The organism is Microcoleus sp. B3-D2 (assembly GCF_036705345.1).
Taxonomy (GTDB): Bacteria; Cyanobacteriota; Cyanobacteriia; order Cyanobacteriales; family Microcoleaceae; genus Microcoleus.
Window position 1 is genome coordinate 1 of sequence record NZ_JAUBUG010000021.1, and the last position, 15639, is coordinate 15639.

Here is a 15639-nt window from a genome sequence, read left to right on the forward strand (position 1 = left end):
CGGTACGATCGCCTGATGATCGGCTTGATCGCCTGATGATCGGCTTGATCGCCTGATGATCGGTACGATCGCCTGATGATCGGCTTGATCGCCTGATGATCGGTACGATCGCCTGATGATCGGTACGATCGCCTGATTGTCGGCTCAATCGCCTGATTGTCGGCTCAATCGCCTGATTGTCGGCTCAATCGCCTGATTGTCGGCTCAATCGCCTGATGATCGGTACGATCGCCTGATGATCGGTATGATCGCCTGATTGTCGGCTCAATCGCCTGATTGTCGGCTCAATCGCCTGATTGTCGGTATGATCGAATCAATGACGTGGCGATCGGCTAGCTCACTCTTTTAAGATACAAGGGGCGGGTTTCACCAACAATAATTGCCTAAAACCAATAATCTGGTAAACCCGCCCCCACCCGATGACAAATTAAAACGTACATTGCTATGCGCTCCCGATAGCATTTAAGCCGGAATAAATGCTAAGAAACCCGGTCGATCGTAGAAATCTGGTTTCTGGGAATTGGGGTTATTTATTCTTTTAGGACTTACGCATCAAGACCAAAGAAACCGGGTTTTTTGCCGTTTGGCCGACTGTAACGAAGTATGCTCGTAAAAACCCCGTTTCTGACCACCCGTGCATAAGTCTTATTCTTTTCAGGGCGAACGGGGATATTTGGTCGATCGCCCCCCAGCTAAAATCACGTATACTACACTATATAATACATAGATTTGAGCCAAAATCCTTGGTGCTCAGAAAAATCAGAATCGAAGCCCCTTGAATGTGTAAAAATACTGAAGCAAACATTACTAAACCCTGCACGGAGCAATTGTTGTGGATTCCAGATATAACCCCCAATCCATAGAAGAAAAATGGCAGCAGACATGGGCTGAGCAAAACTTAGACCAGATGCCAGAAGATACCCGAAAGCCTAAATTTTATGCCTTATCCATGTTCCCCTACCCGTCGGGAAACCTGCACATGGGCCACGTCCGCAACTACACAATCATCGATGTAATTGCCAGACTCAAGCGAATGCAAGGTTATCGGGTATTGAATCCGATGGGATGGGACGCTTTTGGTTTGCCCGCAGAAAATGCAGCCATCGAGCGAGGAATTCCGCCTGCACAATGGACTTATCAAAACATCGCCCAAATGAAAGGCTTATTTCAGCGTTTGGGCATTTCATTTGATTGGACAAAAGAAGTTACAACTTGTTCTCCCGATTATTATCGGTGGACTCAATGGATTTTCTTGCAATTTTTAGAAGCAGGATTAGCTTATCAAAAAGAAGCGGCAGTTAATTGGGACCCCATAGATCAAACAGTCTTAGCAAACGAACAAGTAGATAACGAAGGTCGTTCCTGGCGTTCCGGTGCCAAAGTCGAGCGCAAATTATTGCGGCAGTGGTTCCTCAAAATTACCGATTACGCCGAACAGTTATTAAACGACTTAGACAAATTGCCAGATTGGCCAGAAAGAGTCAAATTAATGCAAGCCAACTGGATCGGCAAATCAGTCGGCGCTTACTTAGAATTTCCGATTGTCGGAATGGATGAAAAAATCGCCGTTTTCACCACACGTCCCGATACAGTTTACGGCGTCAGTTACCTTGTTTTAGCGCCGGAACATCCACTAACTCAGCGCGTGACAACCGCAGACAGAAAAGCGGCCGTAGAAACCTTCATCAAAGAAGTCGCCGCCCAAAGCGAGATCGATCGCACAGCCGAAGACAAACCAAAGCGCGGCATCCCCACAGGCGGCAAAGCAATCAATCCTTTCAACGGCGAAGAAATTCCCATTTGGATTGCCGATTATGTGCTATACGAATACGGCACCGGCGCAGTCATGGGAGTACCCGCCCACGACACGCGAGATTTCAAATTTGCCAATCAATATCAACTGACAATTAAATTAGTAATTGTGGATGATGATGAAGTTCCGCTGACGGAAGCTTACACCGAACCCGGAATTATGATTAATTCCGAAAAATTCAACGGCATGGATTCAATTAAAGGCAAAGCAGCAGTGATTGAATATGCCGAAAATGAAGGTTATGGCAAAGCGCGAGTGCAATATCGCTTGAGAGATTGGCTAATTTCCAGACAGCGTTATTGGGGCGCTCCGATTCCCGTAATTCACTGTCCCACCTGCGGAACAGTCCCCGTACCCCAATCTGATTTGCCCGTAGTGTTGCCGGAAAATGTAGAATTTACGGGCAAAGGTTCGCCCTTGGCAAAGATGGAAGAATGGGTAAACGTTCCTTGTCCGAGTTGCGGCACTGCGGCGAAGCGCGAAACAGATACGATGGATACTTTTATCGATTCCTCGTGGTATTTCTTGCGCTATCCCGATGCTCAAAATCAAGAGAAAGTCTTCGATACGGCGAAGACAAATGATTGGATGCCCGTAGACCAATATGTCGGCGGCATCGAACACGCAATCTTGCACTTACTGTATTCGCGGTTCTTTACCAAGGTTTTGCGCGATCGGGGTTTGATCAATTGTGACGAACCATTTAAACGCCTGTTAACTCAAGGCATGGTGCAAGCAATGGCCTACAAAAATCCTGTTACTGGCAAATACGTTCCCCCAGCAGATATAGACCCCGCAAATCCCAAAGATCCTCAAACGGGCGAAGCTTTGGAAGTCTTCTACGAGAAGATGTCCAAATCAAAATACAATGGCGTTGACCCCTTGGAAGTTATGGGCAAATATGGGGTAGATACGGCGCGGATGTTTATTTTATTCAAAGCACCGCCAGAGAAGGATTTGGAGTGGGACGACGCTGATGTGGAAGGGCAATTTCGCTTTTTAAATCGCGTTTGGCGCGTGGTGACAGAGTTTGGTGGACGAGTCCCTGCCACCCCCGATCAAGTAGGAGAGAATGCTGAATTAAGTAAAATTGAGAAGGATTTACGGCGGGCAATTCACACTGCAATTAAGGAAGTTAGCGATGATTTGGAGGGCGATTATCAGTTCAATACTGCTGTTTCTGAAATGATGAAACTCAGCAATGCTTTGAATGATACTAAGTGTAAAGATTCGCCAATTTATGCAGAAGGAATTAACACTTTGATTCGCTTGCTAGCGCCTTTTGCACCGCATATTGCTGATGAGTTGTGGCACAATACTGGTAACAGTGAATCCGTGCATACGCAAACTTGGCCGAGTGTGGATGCTTCTGCATTAATTACCGATGAAATTACCCTGGTCATTCAAGTAATGGGCAAGACTCGCGGCACAATTCAAGTGCCTTCTGGTGCTGATAAAGCTGCTTTGGAAAAGTTTGCTCGCGAGTCGGAATTGGCCAAGCGTCACCTGGAAGGTAAGGAGATTAAAAAGGTAATTGTAGTGCCTGGAAAGTTGGTTAATTTCGTGGTAGCTTGAGGGTAAAAGTCGCTACCTGTCGGCAACGTATCGTTTCTACACAAACACAACCTAATCCCCTTTAAACACTATCGGGCAACTATTATTTACTGTAAGAGTAGACAAGTTGCCCTTTTTTTACTAGCTTTAAGGGAATTTTAGGATTGTTTAGCGGCTCGTTTTTTAGCCTTACCTTTTCTTCCCATTCTTTAAATTTAGGTTCCAGCATTTCAGGTGTAAGTTTATAAATCTCTTTGAGAGTTATGCCTTCATACAGTCCAATATACCAAGCTTCTACTCTGCGATATTTGTCAAGTATAATTTCATTCAAATGATGGTGAGTAGTGACCCCACCGCTTCTATTGAGAGCAATATTTATTGTTTTAAGTTCGTATTCTTTTCCTTCAGCATCAATAGCATCGTTTCCTTCACGTCCAGGTGATATCCGCAGCCCTAAAAGGATTAATAACTGTAAAGTCTTTCCCCCGTTATCTTGAAAAATATCCGCAATACCATATTCACTAGCCAGATTTTGCAATTCTTGGATGCTTTTCATAGCATTTTCTAGCCGTTTAGCATCTGAAATGCGTTCTGCTTCCGTGGTAACAGCCTCTTCAACAGGCTCTACAACTGACGGAGAAACGGGTTCAGCTATTAGGGTGCTAATGAGAGCTGTACTCTCGCCGCTTTGGCTAAAACTGATTAAATAAGTAGCGGGTACATCGAGCGCTTCAGCTAGATCAAAAATAACTTCAAAGGATGGCGATCTTTCACCGCGTTCCAATAAGCTGATATAGTCAGTAGTCTTGTCTATGAGTTCTGCTAACTCGTCCTGTGTCATCCTTTTTTCTCTGCGTAACTGACTTACCTTGCCCGCAAATTGTTGTCTGGCTTCTTTGTAATTCATACCCCTCACAATTCATAAAAACGAACTGAAAGTTCGCTTTTTGAATGGTACGAAGAATTTATACACAAAACAACGTACTGAAAGTACGGATGTAGTATTACTGACAGTACGGATTTTGATATAATGACAGTAGGCTGTGTCTGTTGTACCTTAAACTAATCTAAATTAAACATGAGTAACATTTTGCCCGCCCCAATTTACACCACCCAATACGGTCGATCTTATTTGGGAGATTCTCTTCATCTCCTGAATAGTCTTGCTAGCAATTCTGTTGATTTGGTAATTACATCCCCTCCTTTTGCATTGCAACGCCAAAAGAGTTATGGAAATGAAGATCAAGATTTATATGTTGATTGGCTGCTGGGCTTTGCTCCTGAAATTAAAAGAGTTCTCAAGGATACTGGAAGTTTTGTTATGGATCTTGGAGGTGCTTATCAAAAAGGAATACCTGTACGATCGCTGTATAATTACCGCGTGCTTATTAGGTTATGCGACGAGTATGGATTTAAACTTGCTCAAGAGTTTTTCTGGTTTAATCCTTCAAAACTTCCATCTCCTATAGAGTGGGTGAATAAAAAGAAAATTCGGGCTAAAGATTCTGTGAATACTGTTTGGTGGCTTTCCAAAACGAATCAGCCTCAAGCGAATATTAGTAAAGTCAAAGTAGAGTATTCTGAGAGAATGAAAAAACTTTTGAAAAATGCTGATGAATTTTACACGCCCAAAGAACGTCCTTCCGGTCACAATATTAGCGATCGATTTGCCAAAGATAATGGAGGTGCTATTCCATCTAATTTGCTAGAGATTTCTAATTCTGAAAGTAATTCTCAATACTTGCGTTGGTGCAAAGAGTTTAATGTTAAGGCGCATCCGGCACGTTTTCCCCAAAGATTACCGACATTTTTTATCAATTTTCTTACGGAACCGGGAGACTTGGTAGTAGATATTTTTTCTGGATCTAATACTACGGGTTATGCAGCAGAACAATTATCAAGAAACTGGATAAGCTTTGAAAAGGAAAAACAATATGTTGCTGCATCAATATTTAGATTTTTGCCTCAAGAATCTTTTTGGCAAGCGGATACAATATACAACCAATTGTTAACTGAGGAAGCATCAGGATTGATTTTACCTCAAAATAGGCTACTTTTTGAAGTAAATAATTATTGTTTTTAATTAGGCTAAATAGTCAAAATTTTATTTCAGATATGAAACTGTCTCTTGAAATCGCTTCTACACGAACAAATTCCCAGCAGAGAGGGACTGAAAGAGATGATTTTAATTGTTAGTTTCAAAAAGCAATTGCACGATCGCTCCGCATTCCAATTTTAATACAGATTGAGCGCTGCCACCATTAACGGCAATTTCTACCCAACCGTCAGAACCAGTTATGGCAATTAAATCGCCCGGTTTGCTTTCGCTGTAGGTTTTACCGCTGGGGATGCGAATTGCATCAGAACTATTGCTAATTGTTACTGACCAATTGTTACCTATAATGGAATTATTGGGGATATTAGTAATTAGGTTGCCAAAGCGATCGACATATTGAACACAGCCTTCTATACCTGTGGCTGTAACGGCACAATTTGGTATCTCTAACTGCACTAAACTTGCAGGGTCGATCGCCCCTCCCAAGTCTTCCAACGCCACCCCGTTCGCCAAGTGAGCGCCCGCTGCTGCAAAAATATCGCGACCGTGGAAAGTGCTGCTGGGTTGAGGTGTGCGCCAGTATTGAGAATTCGTGAGTTCGACAGAGGCGATCGCACTTTCCCGACTCAACACCCCGCTAAACAACCCGTTATCCGGCCCGACAAGAAAGCAATTAGCACATTTAATCGCAACCCCGCGTCTCTTGCTTCCCACCCCCGGATCGACGACAGCAACGTGTACGGTTTCCGGCGGAAAATAAGCAAAAGCCGTCATCAAACAAAACCTCGCCGCCGCAATATTTTGAGACGGTATTTGGTGCGTAATGTCAATGACTTTTAACTGCGGGTTAATTTGGGCGATCGCACCTTTCATCACTCCCACATAAACATCGCTTAATCCAAAATCCGTCAGTAGAGTTATAATTCTATTTTTAGACATATATCGAAAGGTAAGAATATGGTAGGGCAGTGGGAAAATTTTCTGCAAAACTTGGGAGAATGGCACGGTTCCTTCACTCAGCTATCAACGCGAGGAGAGGTACTTAAAGATATTCCTAGCATTCTTTCTCTCGAAGGTTTCAATGACAACAAAACTGTGCGATTTAAACTCCGTCGGTTTTACCCAAATCCTAGCGGTGTCGGCGAACCGGAAGTCAGCGAACTTGTTCGAGAATTTCAAACTTTGGGACGAGATAGCCTATTTTTTGAGAATGGAGCTTTTTCTCTGGGTACTATTCAACTAGCGCCTTTTTCTGAGTGCGGTGCCGAGTTGGGTTTTATCTACAATTATCGCCGATTGCGCTTCCCTCTGACATACAATACCGACGGCAATTTATCCAAACTTACCTTAATTAGGGAAAAGCAGCTTGATAAAAATGTCCCCGAACGTCCGCCTTTAACTGTTGAGGCTTTGCTGGGAGAATGGCAGGGCGAGGCGGTGACAATGTATCCAGATTCGCGTTCTCCTGACTTTTATTCTACCAAACTGCAATTGCATTTGGAAAGTAGCGATCGCCTAGTGTATAAAATTACTTTTGGCAGTAATGCTACCGTTATCAGTTCTAGCGGCAGGATTGACGGTTCAGTTCTGCACTTTAACGAAGGTGCTTCACCCGTGCAAGTTTTGCTCCTTCCTGACGGCGGTTCTTGCACTTTACCTGTCAAGATTGAATTGGGAAAACCTATATTTTTCGAGGCCGGTTGGTTGGTAGAACCTGACTTGCGGTTTCGGATGATTCGCAGTTACAATGAGCGGGGTGAATGGGTAAGTTTGACTTTAGTTACTGAACGCAAAGTCAGTCATTGATTATTATGAGCGGGTTCACAAACACTCTTTAATTTCCACCCATAATCTACATAAACCCGCCCCCATTTAGGGCGGACACAAGTTTATGTATCTGCGAGTTTTATTCGCCGGACTTTGTTTCCTGGGTTTGCGATTGAATCACCGCACTCCAGTCATCATTATTAACAGCCGCTTCCAAATCCTTAGCGCGTTCGCCGTCACTTTGGACTGCGGTTTCTAACTCTTTGGTAAGACTGGAATCTGCCATTGCTTTCCGCAATTTCAGCTTCTTTTCCTCATAAGCTTTTTGTTCCTCGGCAGACATTGCCGATCGCGCTGCTTGGCCTACCGTAGCCGCCCACATTTCGCTTTCGGCACCGTTTCCAGGCGGAATGCTGCCAATTTCTGCTATCCAAGCATCCCGCAAACTTTCCATTTCTTCCCGCTTCGGGAATTTGAAAGTTTGCACGCGCAGGAAAGCACAATTTTCGGCGCCATTTTGGGCGATGTGACCGTTGATTGAAAGCAGGATATTTCGCGAATAACCGATAAACTGAGTGTTGCGGGAAGTGTCCATTACAGCGTAAACTCCAGCGACTTTCGCGTTAGTTGCCAAATCGCGCCATGTATCGATCGCCATTATTTGCGTCCCGTCATTTTCTAATGCCGGAGTTGCAGCAACGGCGCTGTGTTCTGAGTCGGAACTGTATAAAAAGTTGTGCAGTCCTTCATGGGCGACTGGTACGTTTTGATGTTCAATTGCTACGTCTCGATCGGCATTCACTTGATTAGCTTCCATAAAACCCAATTCCTCAAAAAATGTCAACTTTACTCATTAAATCCAGCTTTCAGGGGCGGGCAAGATGCCCACCCCACAATAAAGTTCTGTTTGTGGAACAGGCTGCAAAGCCTGTTCTATTGTTTTTTTTGCCCTTATATACTTAACTTGCGGCAATTTGTTGCAATTCCTGGTCAGTCAATTTAACTTCGAGCGCCCCCACAGAGTCCTCAATACTCGATACTTTGGTCGCACCGGGAATCGGAACGACGCAGGGCGATTGAGCCATCAACCAAGCTAATACTATACAGTAAACTGAAACGTTTTTTTCTGCGGCTAATTTGGCGATCGCGGGCATATCTTGCAAGCTGGTGACGCGGCGGCTTCCTCCCAAAGGACTCCAGGGAAAAAATGTCAGTTTTTCGGTTTCGCAATATTCCAGAACGCCGTCTGATTCCGGCTCTCTGTGCCACGGATTGTACTGATTCTGCACGGAGACAACTTCTACTGTATCGCGGGCACGTTTGATCTGCTCTACAGAAAAGTTGGAAACTCCTATAAATCGAATCATTCCTGCTTCTACTGCTTCTTTTGCAGGTGCTAGGGCTGCTTCTATGGTATAAGCGGGATCTGGCGAGTGGTACTGCCAAAGGTCGATCGGTTTCTCGCCGCCCAATGCTTCAAAACTTTCGCGAATTGTCTGGCGCAAATGATGGGGATTGCCGTTGCGCGTCCATGCACCTTGAGGCCGCATTAAGCCGCCTTTAGTGGCGACAGTAACGGCCCGAGTATCTCCGGTGTACTGTTCCAAAGCTTTGGCAATGAGTTGCTCGTTGTGGTGTTTGTCGGATTCATCTTGGCAGTATGAATCTGCGGTGTCAATTAGGGTGACACCCAAATCGAGGGCGCGGTGAATTACCGCAATTGATTGCGATTCTGGTGGCCGGCTGCTTAAGGACATTGGCATACCTCCAAGACCGATCGCGCTGATAGTAAAATTACTGTTACCCAGTTTTTTTCTTTTCATTGGTTTGCCTGCGTTTGCGTGGTTTATTCCCAGTTTACCTTTCCAGGATAAGTTGAAGTCTTAAATTTATTTAACTATCTAAGTAAGTAGAAAAAAAAAATCATATAAGCTGTTGGGCATTTAAAATATATATTTCAATTCCCTATTCCACACGTGTCAAATCTTCTCCCTCTCAAACATAAGAGACAATCTAGATGTGCAGCAACTTACCAACCTACTTAACTAGCTGGAAGCGCTGGTGTAAAACCGGAGTGCAAATTGCCAGAAGTAGCGGGAGAAAAATAACAGCCCGATCGCCAATATTCCCGCCCCTGCTATCCAAACGATTTCACCTCTCCCCAGCATGGCTTCTGCCGGCACAGTCGTCAAGAAGGCAACGGGAACTACGAAAGTGAAGAAAAATCGATAAGCTGCGGGATAAGCTGCCATTGGAAATCTACCCGCTTCTAACAATCCTTTGAGGACTTCGGTAACATTGTAAATTTTGACAAACCAAATGCTGGTTGCCCCTAACATAAACCATATACTGTAAAGAGTAATAGTTCCGAATAACAGGGGTATTGCTGTTAAAAAATAGTTGCCGATTTCTACTCCCAACTTGTTAGCAGCATACAGCAGCAATACCGTGCCGAAGATTAAATCTGGGATTCCCCAAGGCGAAACTGTGTTTGCAGATAGCCAGAATTGGGAACTGATGGGTTTGAGGAGTACGAAATCGAGAGTACCTTGCTGCACTCGATCGACAATACGGCTGAGATTAGGTGCTAGAAACGTTGACGAAAACCCCTGCAACATCGTGAAAATACCGAGTACAACTAAAGCCTCTTCCCATGAATAGCCCGCAAACCTGTAGCCGGTACGGTAGAACAAAAACAGCCCAAACAAGCTGCCCGCAAGATTTCCGAGGCTGCTGAGGGTCGCGAGGATAAAGTTGATTCGGTATTCTAGTTCCGCTGCGATCGCCGCACCCCAAAACAATTTCAGTACGTGGAAATATCGTCCCATGTTTGTCGCCATTTTTTGCCGTGTAAATACTTAAATTCCCATATTTTAAAGGTTGTGTGAAGTTAACTGCTGTACAGGCTGCTCTTTCCACTATAATTTTAAATTATTTAGACCCCTTAGTTATAGCCTTTCTCAGAAAGATGAGGTACAATAACAGCAGTGTGTAAACCAGTTAAAAATATTTGACGATGTAACTTGACCGAACGCAAACTCTATGGCTTTTGCTAATTCTTGATAATTAGTAGTCTGGATAGAACGGAGAATGATTTTAAGTTTTGACCACAGATTTTCAAGGAGTGAAAAATCTGGTGAATAAGGTGATAAGTATATTAATATTGCCCCTTTTTTTTCGATCGCTTTTTTCACTTCTTCTCCCAAGTGAATGGGACAATTATCCATCACTACACAAGCCCCTTTCCATAGTTTTGGCACAAGTTTCCTGATAATAAAAGCTTCAAATGTAATTGCATCTGTTCCGCCTATTAGATTAACCGATGTCAAAATTTCCTTGACTGACATTGCTCCAATTATTGAGACATTTTTGCCACGTTTAGTTGGTTTTGGCCCCTTGGCTCTTTGACCTTTTAAAGCTCTGGCATATAACCTAACCATTGCCAAATTAACTCCCGATTCGTCAATGAATATTAAGTCTTTAAAACTAATCTCTTTAATTTTTTCCCAGAACTCACACCGTAGGAGTTGAACTCGGTCGGTGCCTTTGCCTGAAGGGAACAGAGTTTTTTACAGGCGGTAATATCTAAGAGTTTTATCATTCTTGCTATTGTTGCTCTACTAACGGAAAATCCAATTTTCTCATAAAGTAAATAACGAAGTTCTTCAAGAGTTGCATCATTGTTTACTTCAATCAATTGGGCCAATATGAGTAGTTGCTCTGCATTCAGTTTGCCTTTGACTCCACATCGGTCAGTTCGCGGAGTAATGTTTTTTGTTTCACGATATTGTTTAAGCAATTTTTGTACAAAACTCAGGGCTACAGAAAAGCGCTTAGCTATTGCTTTTTGTGAAATCGGTTCAGTATGATAAGTATCAAGGATTTTTTGCCTAAAATCAATCGAATAAGCTTTCATTTTTAACAATGTATGAAGAGGAGTACAAATTTACTTTTTGTGAGTCAAGCATCTCGTGCTGTCAAAAAAATGCTATTATGTATGCTATCGCTTTCGCGTGGCTTTACTGAACCATGTAATTATAGTTCGTTTGCTCTGAGATTCTCTGCTTTATCCTCCTGAGTGAGTGTCAGTAACATTATACCTCATCTTTCCGAGAAAGGCTATAAGTAGTTTTACTAACACGCAGTATTAACTTATCTAACAATATTTAAACAAAAATGACAATTATTAATTTTCGTCCATCTTAAGCCAATATCTTGTGGCAATTATTAAGAACACTTGATGTTTTTACACCAAGAATCGCTTGATTGATTGGAAATACTAATATGTTACAACTCTTAAAATTATAAATATTTCAAAAACATTTAGCCACACCCAAACGGAACACTTAGGATGGGGCATACGTACTCAAAAGGAATACGTAATCAGCAATGCGTAATTATACGTACAAAAGAGGGTGCAAGAAATTGACTTAACTAACAACACGTAAGGAAAAAAAGACATGGATGCTTTAACATTATCGAGACTGGGCGTTAAGCACACCAAGAGTGCAGTGGCAGAATCGCTGCGGATCAATACAGCATACGACGTGACGAGCCCAGTAACTTTTTACGGAATCGTCAATGAGCGTTGCAATGTTAAATGTCGCCAGTGCGAGTATTGGCGGCTTAAAGAATATAAAGACGAAATGACGATCGAAGAATGGCAAAATGCCCTCTTGAGCGTCAAAGAATTTGTGGGCGAATTTTCAATCAACTTTAGTGGCGGCGAACCTTATATTAAAAAAGGTTTTCTAGACTTGCTGGCCTTTGCGAATAAAAATGGAATTCACGCCGGCGTCACCACCAACGGCTATTGCATGACCAGGGAAAACGCAGCCAAAACTGTCGCTGCTCGTCCTTTTAATGTGAATATGTCAGTTGACGGGCCGAATGCAGAACTGCACGATTATTTGCGAGGTCAACCGGGATTGTTTGACAGACTTTCTAAAGGAATCGGTTATCTGCGCGAAGAACAAGAAAAACAGAACGTCCTGTTTCCGATCAACGTCAAACCGACAATGAACCGACTCAATTTCCGCCACCTCCCGGAAATAGTCACTTGGGCTCAGGGAATTGGGGCGACGACGGTGAACTTCCAACCAGTCAACCGCTGGACGCCAGAAACATACGAGGAATTGTGGATTGAAAAAGAAGACATGGAGGAATTTTCACAGGTAATCGAGCGCTTAATTGAAATGAAGCATAACGGTGCTCCGATTATGAACAGCGATGAAGTGTTGCGATTGATGATTCCTCACTTTGCGGAAGAAAAAGCTCCTGATTCAACTCGTCCTTGTCGCGTGGGACTGCGGAATTACTGGATTGATACGCGCGGTGATGTGAAATTGTGCGATGAGTTTCCGGTGATTGGTAATGTGAAAAATGCCAGCGCCCGCGAGATTTGGTACGGCGAAAAAGCTCAGAAAGTCCGCCGCGATACTTTGAATTGTGGCAAGCTTTGTCTGATTACTTGTGTTTCGCAAAAGACGATTTTGGACAAAGTGAAAATGGGGATGAAATTATTAAAAAATTAAGGTTTGAGCAGTGTTAATATTGCTTGTCTTCATGGTGACCGGGTTTGAGCAGAAACCCGGTTTTTTGTTTGATGAATTGTATTCCCGTTCGGTTTTGCTAAAGGACACGGCAATGCCATTTCCTTACGAATACAATGTTTTGTATCAGTCCTAGGGTGGGTGACGGTGAAAAATGATTGCACCACAGTCATTTACTATTGACTGTCACGCACCGCTTTACCTGGGCAATATTTTTCTTACAAGCCGCAGGATTCTGGGGGATATTTTTCTCGCCAGTGGCAGGATACCCAGTATCAGCAGGCCGAATATTAAACCGCATAGGAAACTTCATATAATCGTGGGGGTGAAGGGATGAAGGGGGAGGGAAAAATCGGGTTGCTATTTAATGGGTGTATCTTTGATGAGGGGATAGCTGGCCCAAAAGATTTGTCCGCCGCCGATCGCAGTTCCGACAAAAAAGATGATATTCTCAAGTTGGTGAGATCGATTTTTCTGTGTCTCTTCGTTCTTCCTGCCGATTTCCATTTGTTTTTGAGCGCGATCGTTCTGCTCTTGTTCCTTTTGCTTGTATAATTCTAGTTGTTCGCGATCGCCCTGACATTCCCTCTCTTCGTGTTCCCGGTTCAATTCCACCTGTTCGATTGCCACCATCCCGCGAATTGTGGATGTTGTCTGCTGGAACAAATCTTGATTGGCAATCAGGTAGTTTAAGTATTTTTCAACTTGGTTTTGATATTTGCGCGAGCGCAAATTCAGGAACTTCGGCAAAAACACCCGTTGCCGCCTTCAATGGAAAAATTTTTGATTTTAGGATAACTTTCGATAGAATAATTTTTCGCCTTAATATCAACAGTATTGCTGTATCCTCGCAACTGCGGCAATTTTTTAGCACAATCAAATACTGCGCTTCGGATTTCAACTAACAATTGCTTTAACTTCGCGAGTTAAGTTTCTCGATTTGGTTCCGCTTCTATTTGAGTGAATTCTGGCAGCTTTCTTTCTAATTCGCTGGCTATTTGCTGGCCTCGGCGATCGACCTTTCCATACCAAAAAGGGGAGCGCCTGCGCGTTGAGAAAAAGGAGTAAAGGGCGATCGACCTTTCCAGACCAAAAATGCGATCGCACTCACACTCTCAACCAAAGATCGCCCCTCTCATTCCACTCATGGCGATCGCCCCATCACCTATAATTTTAATTAACATCCTGTCCCTCCCTTAAGCAGGGCTGGGGGGACAGGATGAAAGGGGAAACGAGACTTAAAGCGATCGATAAACGCGATAGTTAATTTCAGGGAAAATATTATCAATCTCCTCAACCTTCTCCAACCAACCCGAATCGACTTTGCCTTCTTTCACTTCATCGTAAAGCTTGTGAAAGCGCATTAAGTGCGATCGAGTCCGCCGCACTGCATAGGGCACCATCGTTCCTGTACGCATGATAAATGCCCAGTCAGAAGATTGAGCTAGCAGCACTTCCCGCGCCGCTTGGTTCAAAGCCCGCCACTGCAATTCATCCGCAGGTTCCATGCTTCCCAACTCAATCATCCGTTCCGCAGCTTTGTGCAAGTGCGGGTAAATCCAAGCATTGGTATCGTTGAGCCAATATTCGTGGAAACCCCGGAAACCCCAGCTAGACTGAGACGGCCGGCACACTTGCTGAGTCTGATTTCCCCGCAAATAATCGGCTAAGTGCGTCATCTCGTAGGTATTTTGGTCGTACCAACTCTTGCGGAACAGGTAATCTAAGAACCAAGGCCCTTCGTACCACCAGTGACCGAAAAGTTCGGCGTCGTAAGGTGAAACAATAATCGGCGGACGCTGCATAATGCCGTTGAGGTGCTCGACTTGGCGTTCCCGGTTGAAAGCAAAGTTGCTGGCGTGTTCGGCTGCTTTTTCCCGTGCCCAGTACGGATCGTACAACTGTTTATCGCCTAAACCCAATCCACGACCGGTGATTTTGTGATATTTAATCCCGGTATTTTTCCGCTGGCCATTGGGCATGATGTAGGGCTTAATGTAATCGTAGTCAGCTTCCCAACCCAAATCTTTGTAGAATTCGCGGTATTCGGCGGCCCCTGGATAGCCGACTTCCGAAGACCAAACCTGCTGCGATGATTCGTGATCTCGGCCGAAGGCTGCTACTCCGCTTTCGGTGAAAATCGGGGCGTAGCTGCCGTAACGGGGACGCGGGCGGGCGTAGAGGATGCCGTGACCGTCTGTGAGAAAGTAGCGGAGGCCGGCGTCGGCTAACATCCGTTCTAAGCCTTCGTAGTAGGCGCATTCGGGCAGCCAAATTCCTTTTGGTCGGCGGCCGAAGTTTGCTTCGTAATTGTCGCAAGCTACTTGAATTTGTGCCCAAACTGCTTCGGGGTACATTTTCATCAGCGGTAGGTAGCCGTGGGTGGCGCCGCAGGTGATGATTTCGAGGTTGTTGGTATCTTGATGTTCTTTGAAAGCTTTGACTAAATCTCGATCGTACTTTTCCCAAAAGTTGCGAACTTGAGAGAAGTGAGCGGCGTAATGTTCTGCTAAATAGCGGAGGTGACCGTTTCCGCTGTTGTGTTCGATTTCGAGATCTGCTAATTCTTCGAGTTTAGCCAAGTGGTCGTCGAAGCGGTCTTGCAGCAAGGGGTCGCGCAGCATGGCAACCAAGGGCGGCGTCATGCTCATGGTAATTTTAAAGTCGATGCCGTCGCGCTTGAGCCCTTCAAAGACTTGCAGCAGGGGAATGTAGGTTTCTGCGATCGCCTCAAACAGCCATTCTTCTTCTAAAACGTAGTCGCTTTCGGGGTGGCGGACAAAAGGCAGGTGGGCGTGGAGAACGAGTGCGAGGTAGCCAATAGTCATAAAAAAATTCGGTAAGTGGGAAACGAGCGTGTCTTTAGACCTGAGAGGGCAACGGCTAGGCGGTTTCAA

General features: G+C 44.4%; 13 protein-coding genes. 4 read left to right on the forward strand and 9 right to left on the reverse strand.

The window, feature by feature from the left end; genetic code table 11:
• Positions 1 to 832: 832 nt before the first annotated feature.
• Complete coding sequence (gene leuS / locus QUB14_RS10465; protein ID WP_333216937.1) at positions 833 to 3388, forward strand: leucine--tRNA ligase; 2556 nt, start codon at positions 833 to 835, stop codon at positions 3386 to 3388.
• An 82-nt stretch (positions 3389 to 3470) separates the two neighbouring features.
• Here the strand turns inward: leuS and QUB14_RS10470 are convergent, their stop codons facing one another.
• Positions 3471 to 4274, reverse strand: coding sequence for a helix-turn-helix domain-containing protein (locus QUB14_RS10470; protein ID WP_333216935.1), 804 nt, complete (start codon positions 4272 to 4274; stop codon positions 3471 to 3473).
• 171 nt (positions 4275 to 4445) lie between these two features.
• Between QUB14_RS10470 and QUB14_RS10475 the strand changes: the two genes are divergently transcribed.
• Positions 4446 to 5450 carry a site-specific DNA-methyltransferase gene (locus tag QUB14_RS10475; protein WP_333216933.1) on the forward strand — a complete coding sequence of 335 codons (1005 nt, stop codon included), beginning with the start codon at positions 4446 to 4448 and terminating at the stop codon, positions 5448 to 5450.
• Between the two features lie 102 nt (positions 5451 to 5552).
• Here QUB14_RS10475 and QUB14_RS10480 read toward each other — a convergent pair whose 3' ends face one another.
• Positions 5553 to 6362, reverse strand: coding sequence for an SAM-dependent chlorinase/fluorinase (locus QUB14_RS10480; protein WP_333216931.1), 810 nt, complete (start codon positions 6360 to 6362; stop codon positions 5553 to 5555).
• 18 nt (positions 6363 to 6380) lie between these two features.
• Between QUB14_RS10480 and QUB14_RS10485 the strand changes: the two genes are divergently transcribed.
• The gene (locus QUB14_RS10485; RefSeq protein WP_333216929.1) at positions 6381 to 7229 is read left to right on the forward strand and encodes a DUF3598 family protein; all 849 of its coding nucleotides are present in this window, start codon (positions 6381 to 6383) and stop codon (positions 7227 to 7229) included.
• Between the two features lie 100 nt (positions 7230 to 7329).
• Here the strand turns inward: QUB14_RS10485 and QUB14_RS10490 are convergent, their stop codons facing one another.
• The 4 genes from QUB14_RS10490 to QUB14_RS10505 all read right to left on the reverse strand — a co-directional run bounded on the left by QUB14_RS10490 (position 7330) and on the right by QUB14_RS10505 (position 11106).
• A complete protein-coding gene (locus tag QUB14_RS10490) occupies positions 7330 to 8007 on the reverse strand; it encodes a GIY-YIG nuclease family protein (protein WP_333216927.1) in 678 nt (225 codons plus the stop codon).
• A gap of 142 nt (positions 8008 to 8149) precedes the next feature.
• Positions 8150 to 9013 carry an aldo/keto reductase gene (locus QUB14_RS10495; protein WP_333216925.1) on the reverse strand — a complete coding sequence of 288 codons (864 nt, stop codon included), beginning with the start codon at positions 9011 to 9013 and terminating at the stop codon, positions 8150 to 8152.
• Between the two features lie 222 nt (positions 9014 to 9235).
• Positions 9236 to 10030, reverse strand: coding sequence for an ABC transporter permease (locus QUB14_RS10500; protein ID WP_333216923.1), 795 nt, complete (start codon positions 10028 to 10030; stop codon positions 9236 to 9238).
• Between the two features lie 120 nt (positions 10031 to 10150).
• Positions 10151 to 11106 (reverse strand): IS630 family transposase gene (locus QUB14_RS10505; protein WP_445251832.1). Its coding sequence is split into 2 segments (ribosomal slippage): positions 10151 to 10761 and positions 10761 to 11106, totalling 957 coding nucleotides; the frame shifts between segments, so codons are not numbered across the junction.
• 544 nt (positions 11107 to 11650) lie between these two features.
• Between QUB14_RS10505 and QUB14_RS10510 the strand changes: the two genes are divergently transcribed.
• Positions 11651 to 12724 (forward strand): radical SAM protein, encoded by a 1074-nt coding sequence (locus QUB14_RS10510; RefSeq protein WP_333216921.1) that lies wholly within the window; start codon positions 11651 to 11653, stop codon positions 12722 to 12724.
• A 378-nt stretch (positions 12725 to 13102) separates the two neighbouring features.
• Here QUB14_RS10510 and QUB14_RS10515 read toward each other — a convergent pair whose 3' ends face one another.
• The 3 genes from QUB14_RS10515 to QUB14_RS10525 form a co-directional block, all read right to left on the reverse strand.
• On the reverse strand, positions 13103 to 13492 hold the full coding sequence (locus tag QUB14_RS10515; RefSeq protein ID WP_333216919.1) for a hypothetical protein: 390 nt from the start codon (positions 13490 to 13492) through the stop codon (positions 13103 to 13105).
• Between the two features lie 244 nt (positions 13493 to 13736).
• A complete protein-coding gene (locus tag QUB14_RS10520) occupies positions 13737 to 13865 on the reverse strand; it encodes a hypothetical protein (protein WP_333216917.1) in 129 nt (42 codons plus the stop codon).
• Between the two features lie 115 nt (positions 13866 to 13980).
• Positions 13981 to 15570, reverse strand: a complete 1590-nt coding sequence (locus QUB14_RS10525; RefSeq protein ID WP_333216915.1) for a glycoside hydrolase family 57 protein — start codon at positions 15568 to 15570, stop codon at positions 13981 to 13983.
• Positions 15571 to 15639: the final 69 nt, after the last annotated feature.

What these genes read in the sequence shown, in the direction of transcription:
- QUB14_RS10490 (WP_333216927.1), bottom strand. Translation starts at nt 8,007, where the DNA reads ATGGAAGCTAATCAAGTGAATGCCGATCGAGACGTAGCAATTGAACAT.
- QUB14_RS10485 (WP_333216929.1), top strand. Translation starts at nt 6,381, where the DNA reads ATGGTAGGGCAGTGGGAAAATTTTCTGCAAAACTTGGGAGAATGGCAC.
- QUB14_RS10475 (WP_333216933.1), top strand. Translation starts at nt 4,446, where the DNA reads ATGAGTAACATTTTGCCCGCCCCAATTTACACCACCCAATACGGTCGA.
- QUB14_RS10470 (WP_333216935.1), bottom strand. Translation starts at nt 4,274, where the DNA reads ATGAATTACAAAGAAGCCAGACAACAATTTGCGGGCAAGGTAAGTCAG.
- QUB14_RS10480 (WP_333216931.1), bottom strand. Translation starts at nt 6,362, where the DNA reads ATGTCTAAAAATAGAATTATAACTCTACTGACGGATTTTGGATTAAGC.
- QUB14_RS10495 (WP_333216925.1), bottom strand. Translation starts at nt 9,013, where the DNA reads ATGAAAAGAAAAAAACTGGGTAACAGTAATTTTACTATCAGCGCGATC.
- QUB14_RS10500 (WP_333216923.1), bottom strand. Translation starts at nt 10,030, where the DNA reads ATGGCGACAAACATGGGACGATATTTCCACGTACTGAAATTGTTTTGG.
- QUB14_RS10510 (WP_333216921.1), top strand. Translation starts at nt 11,651, where the DNA reads ATGGATGCTTTAACATTATCGAGACTGGGCGTTAAGCACACCAAGAGT.
- QUB14_RS10525 (WP_333216915.1), bottom strand. Translation starts at nt 15,570, where the DNA reads ATGACTATTGGCTACCTCGCACTCGTTCTCCACGCCCACCTGCCTTTT.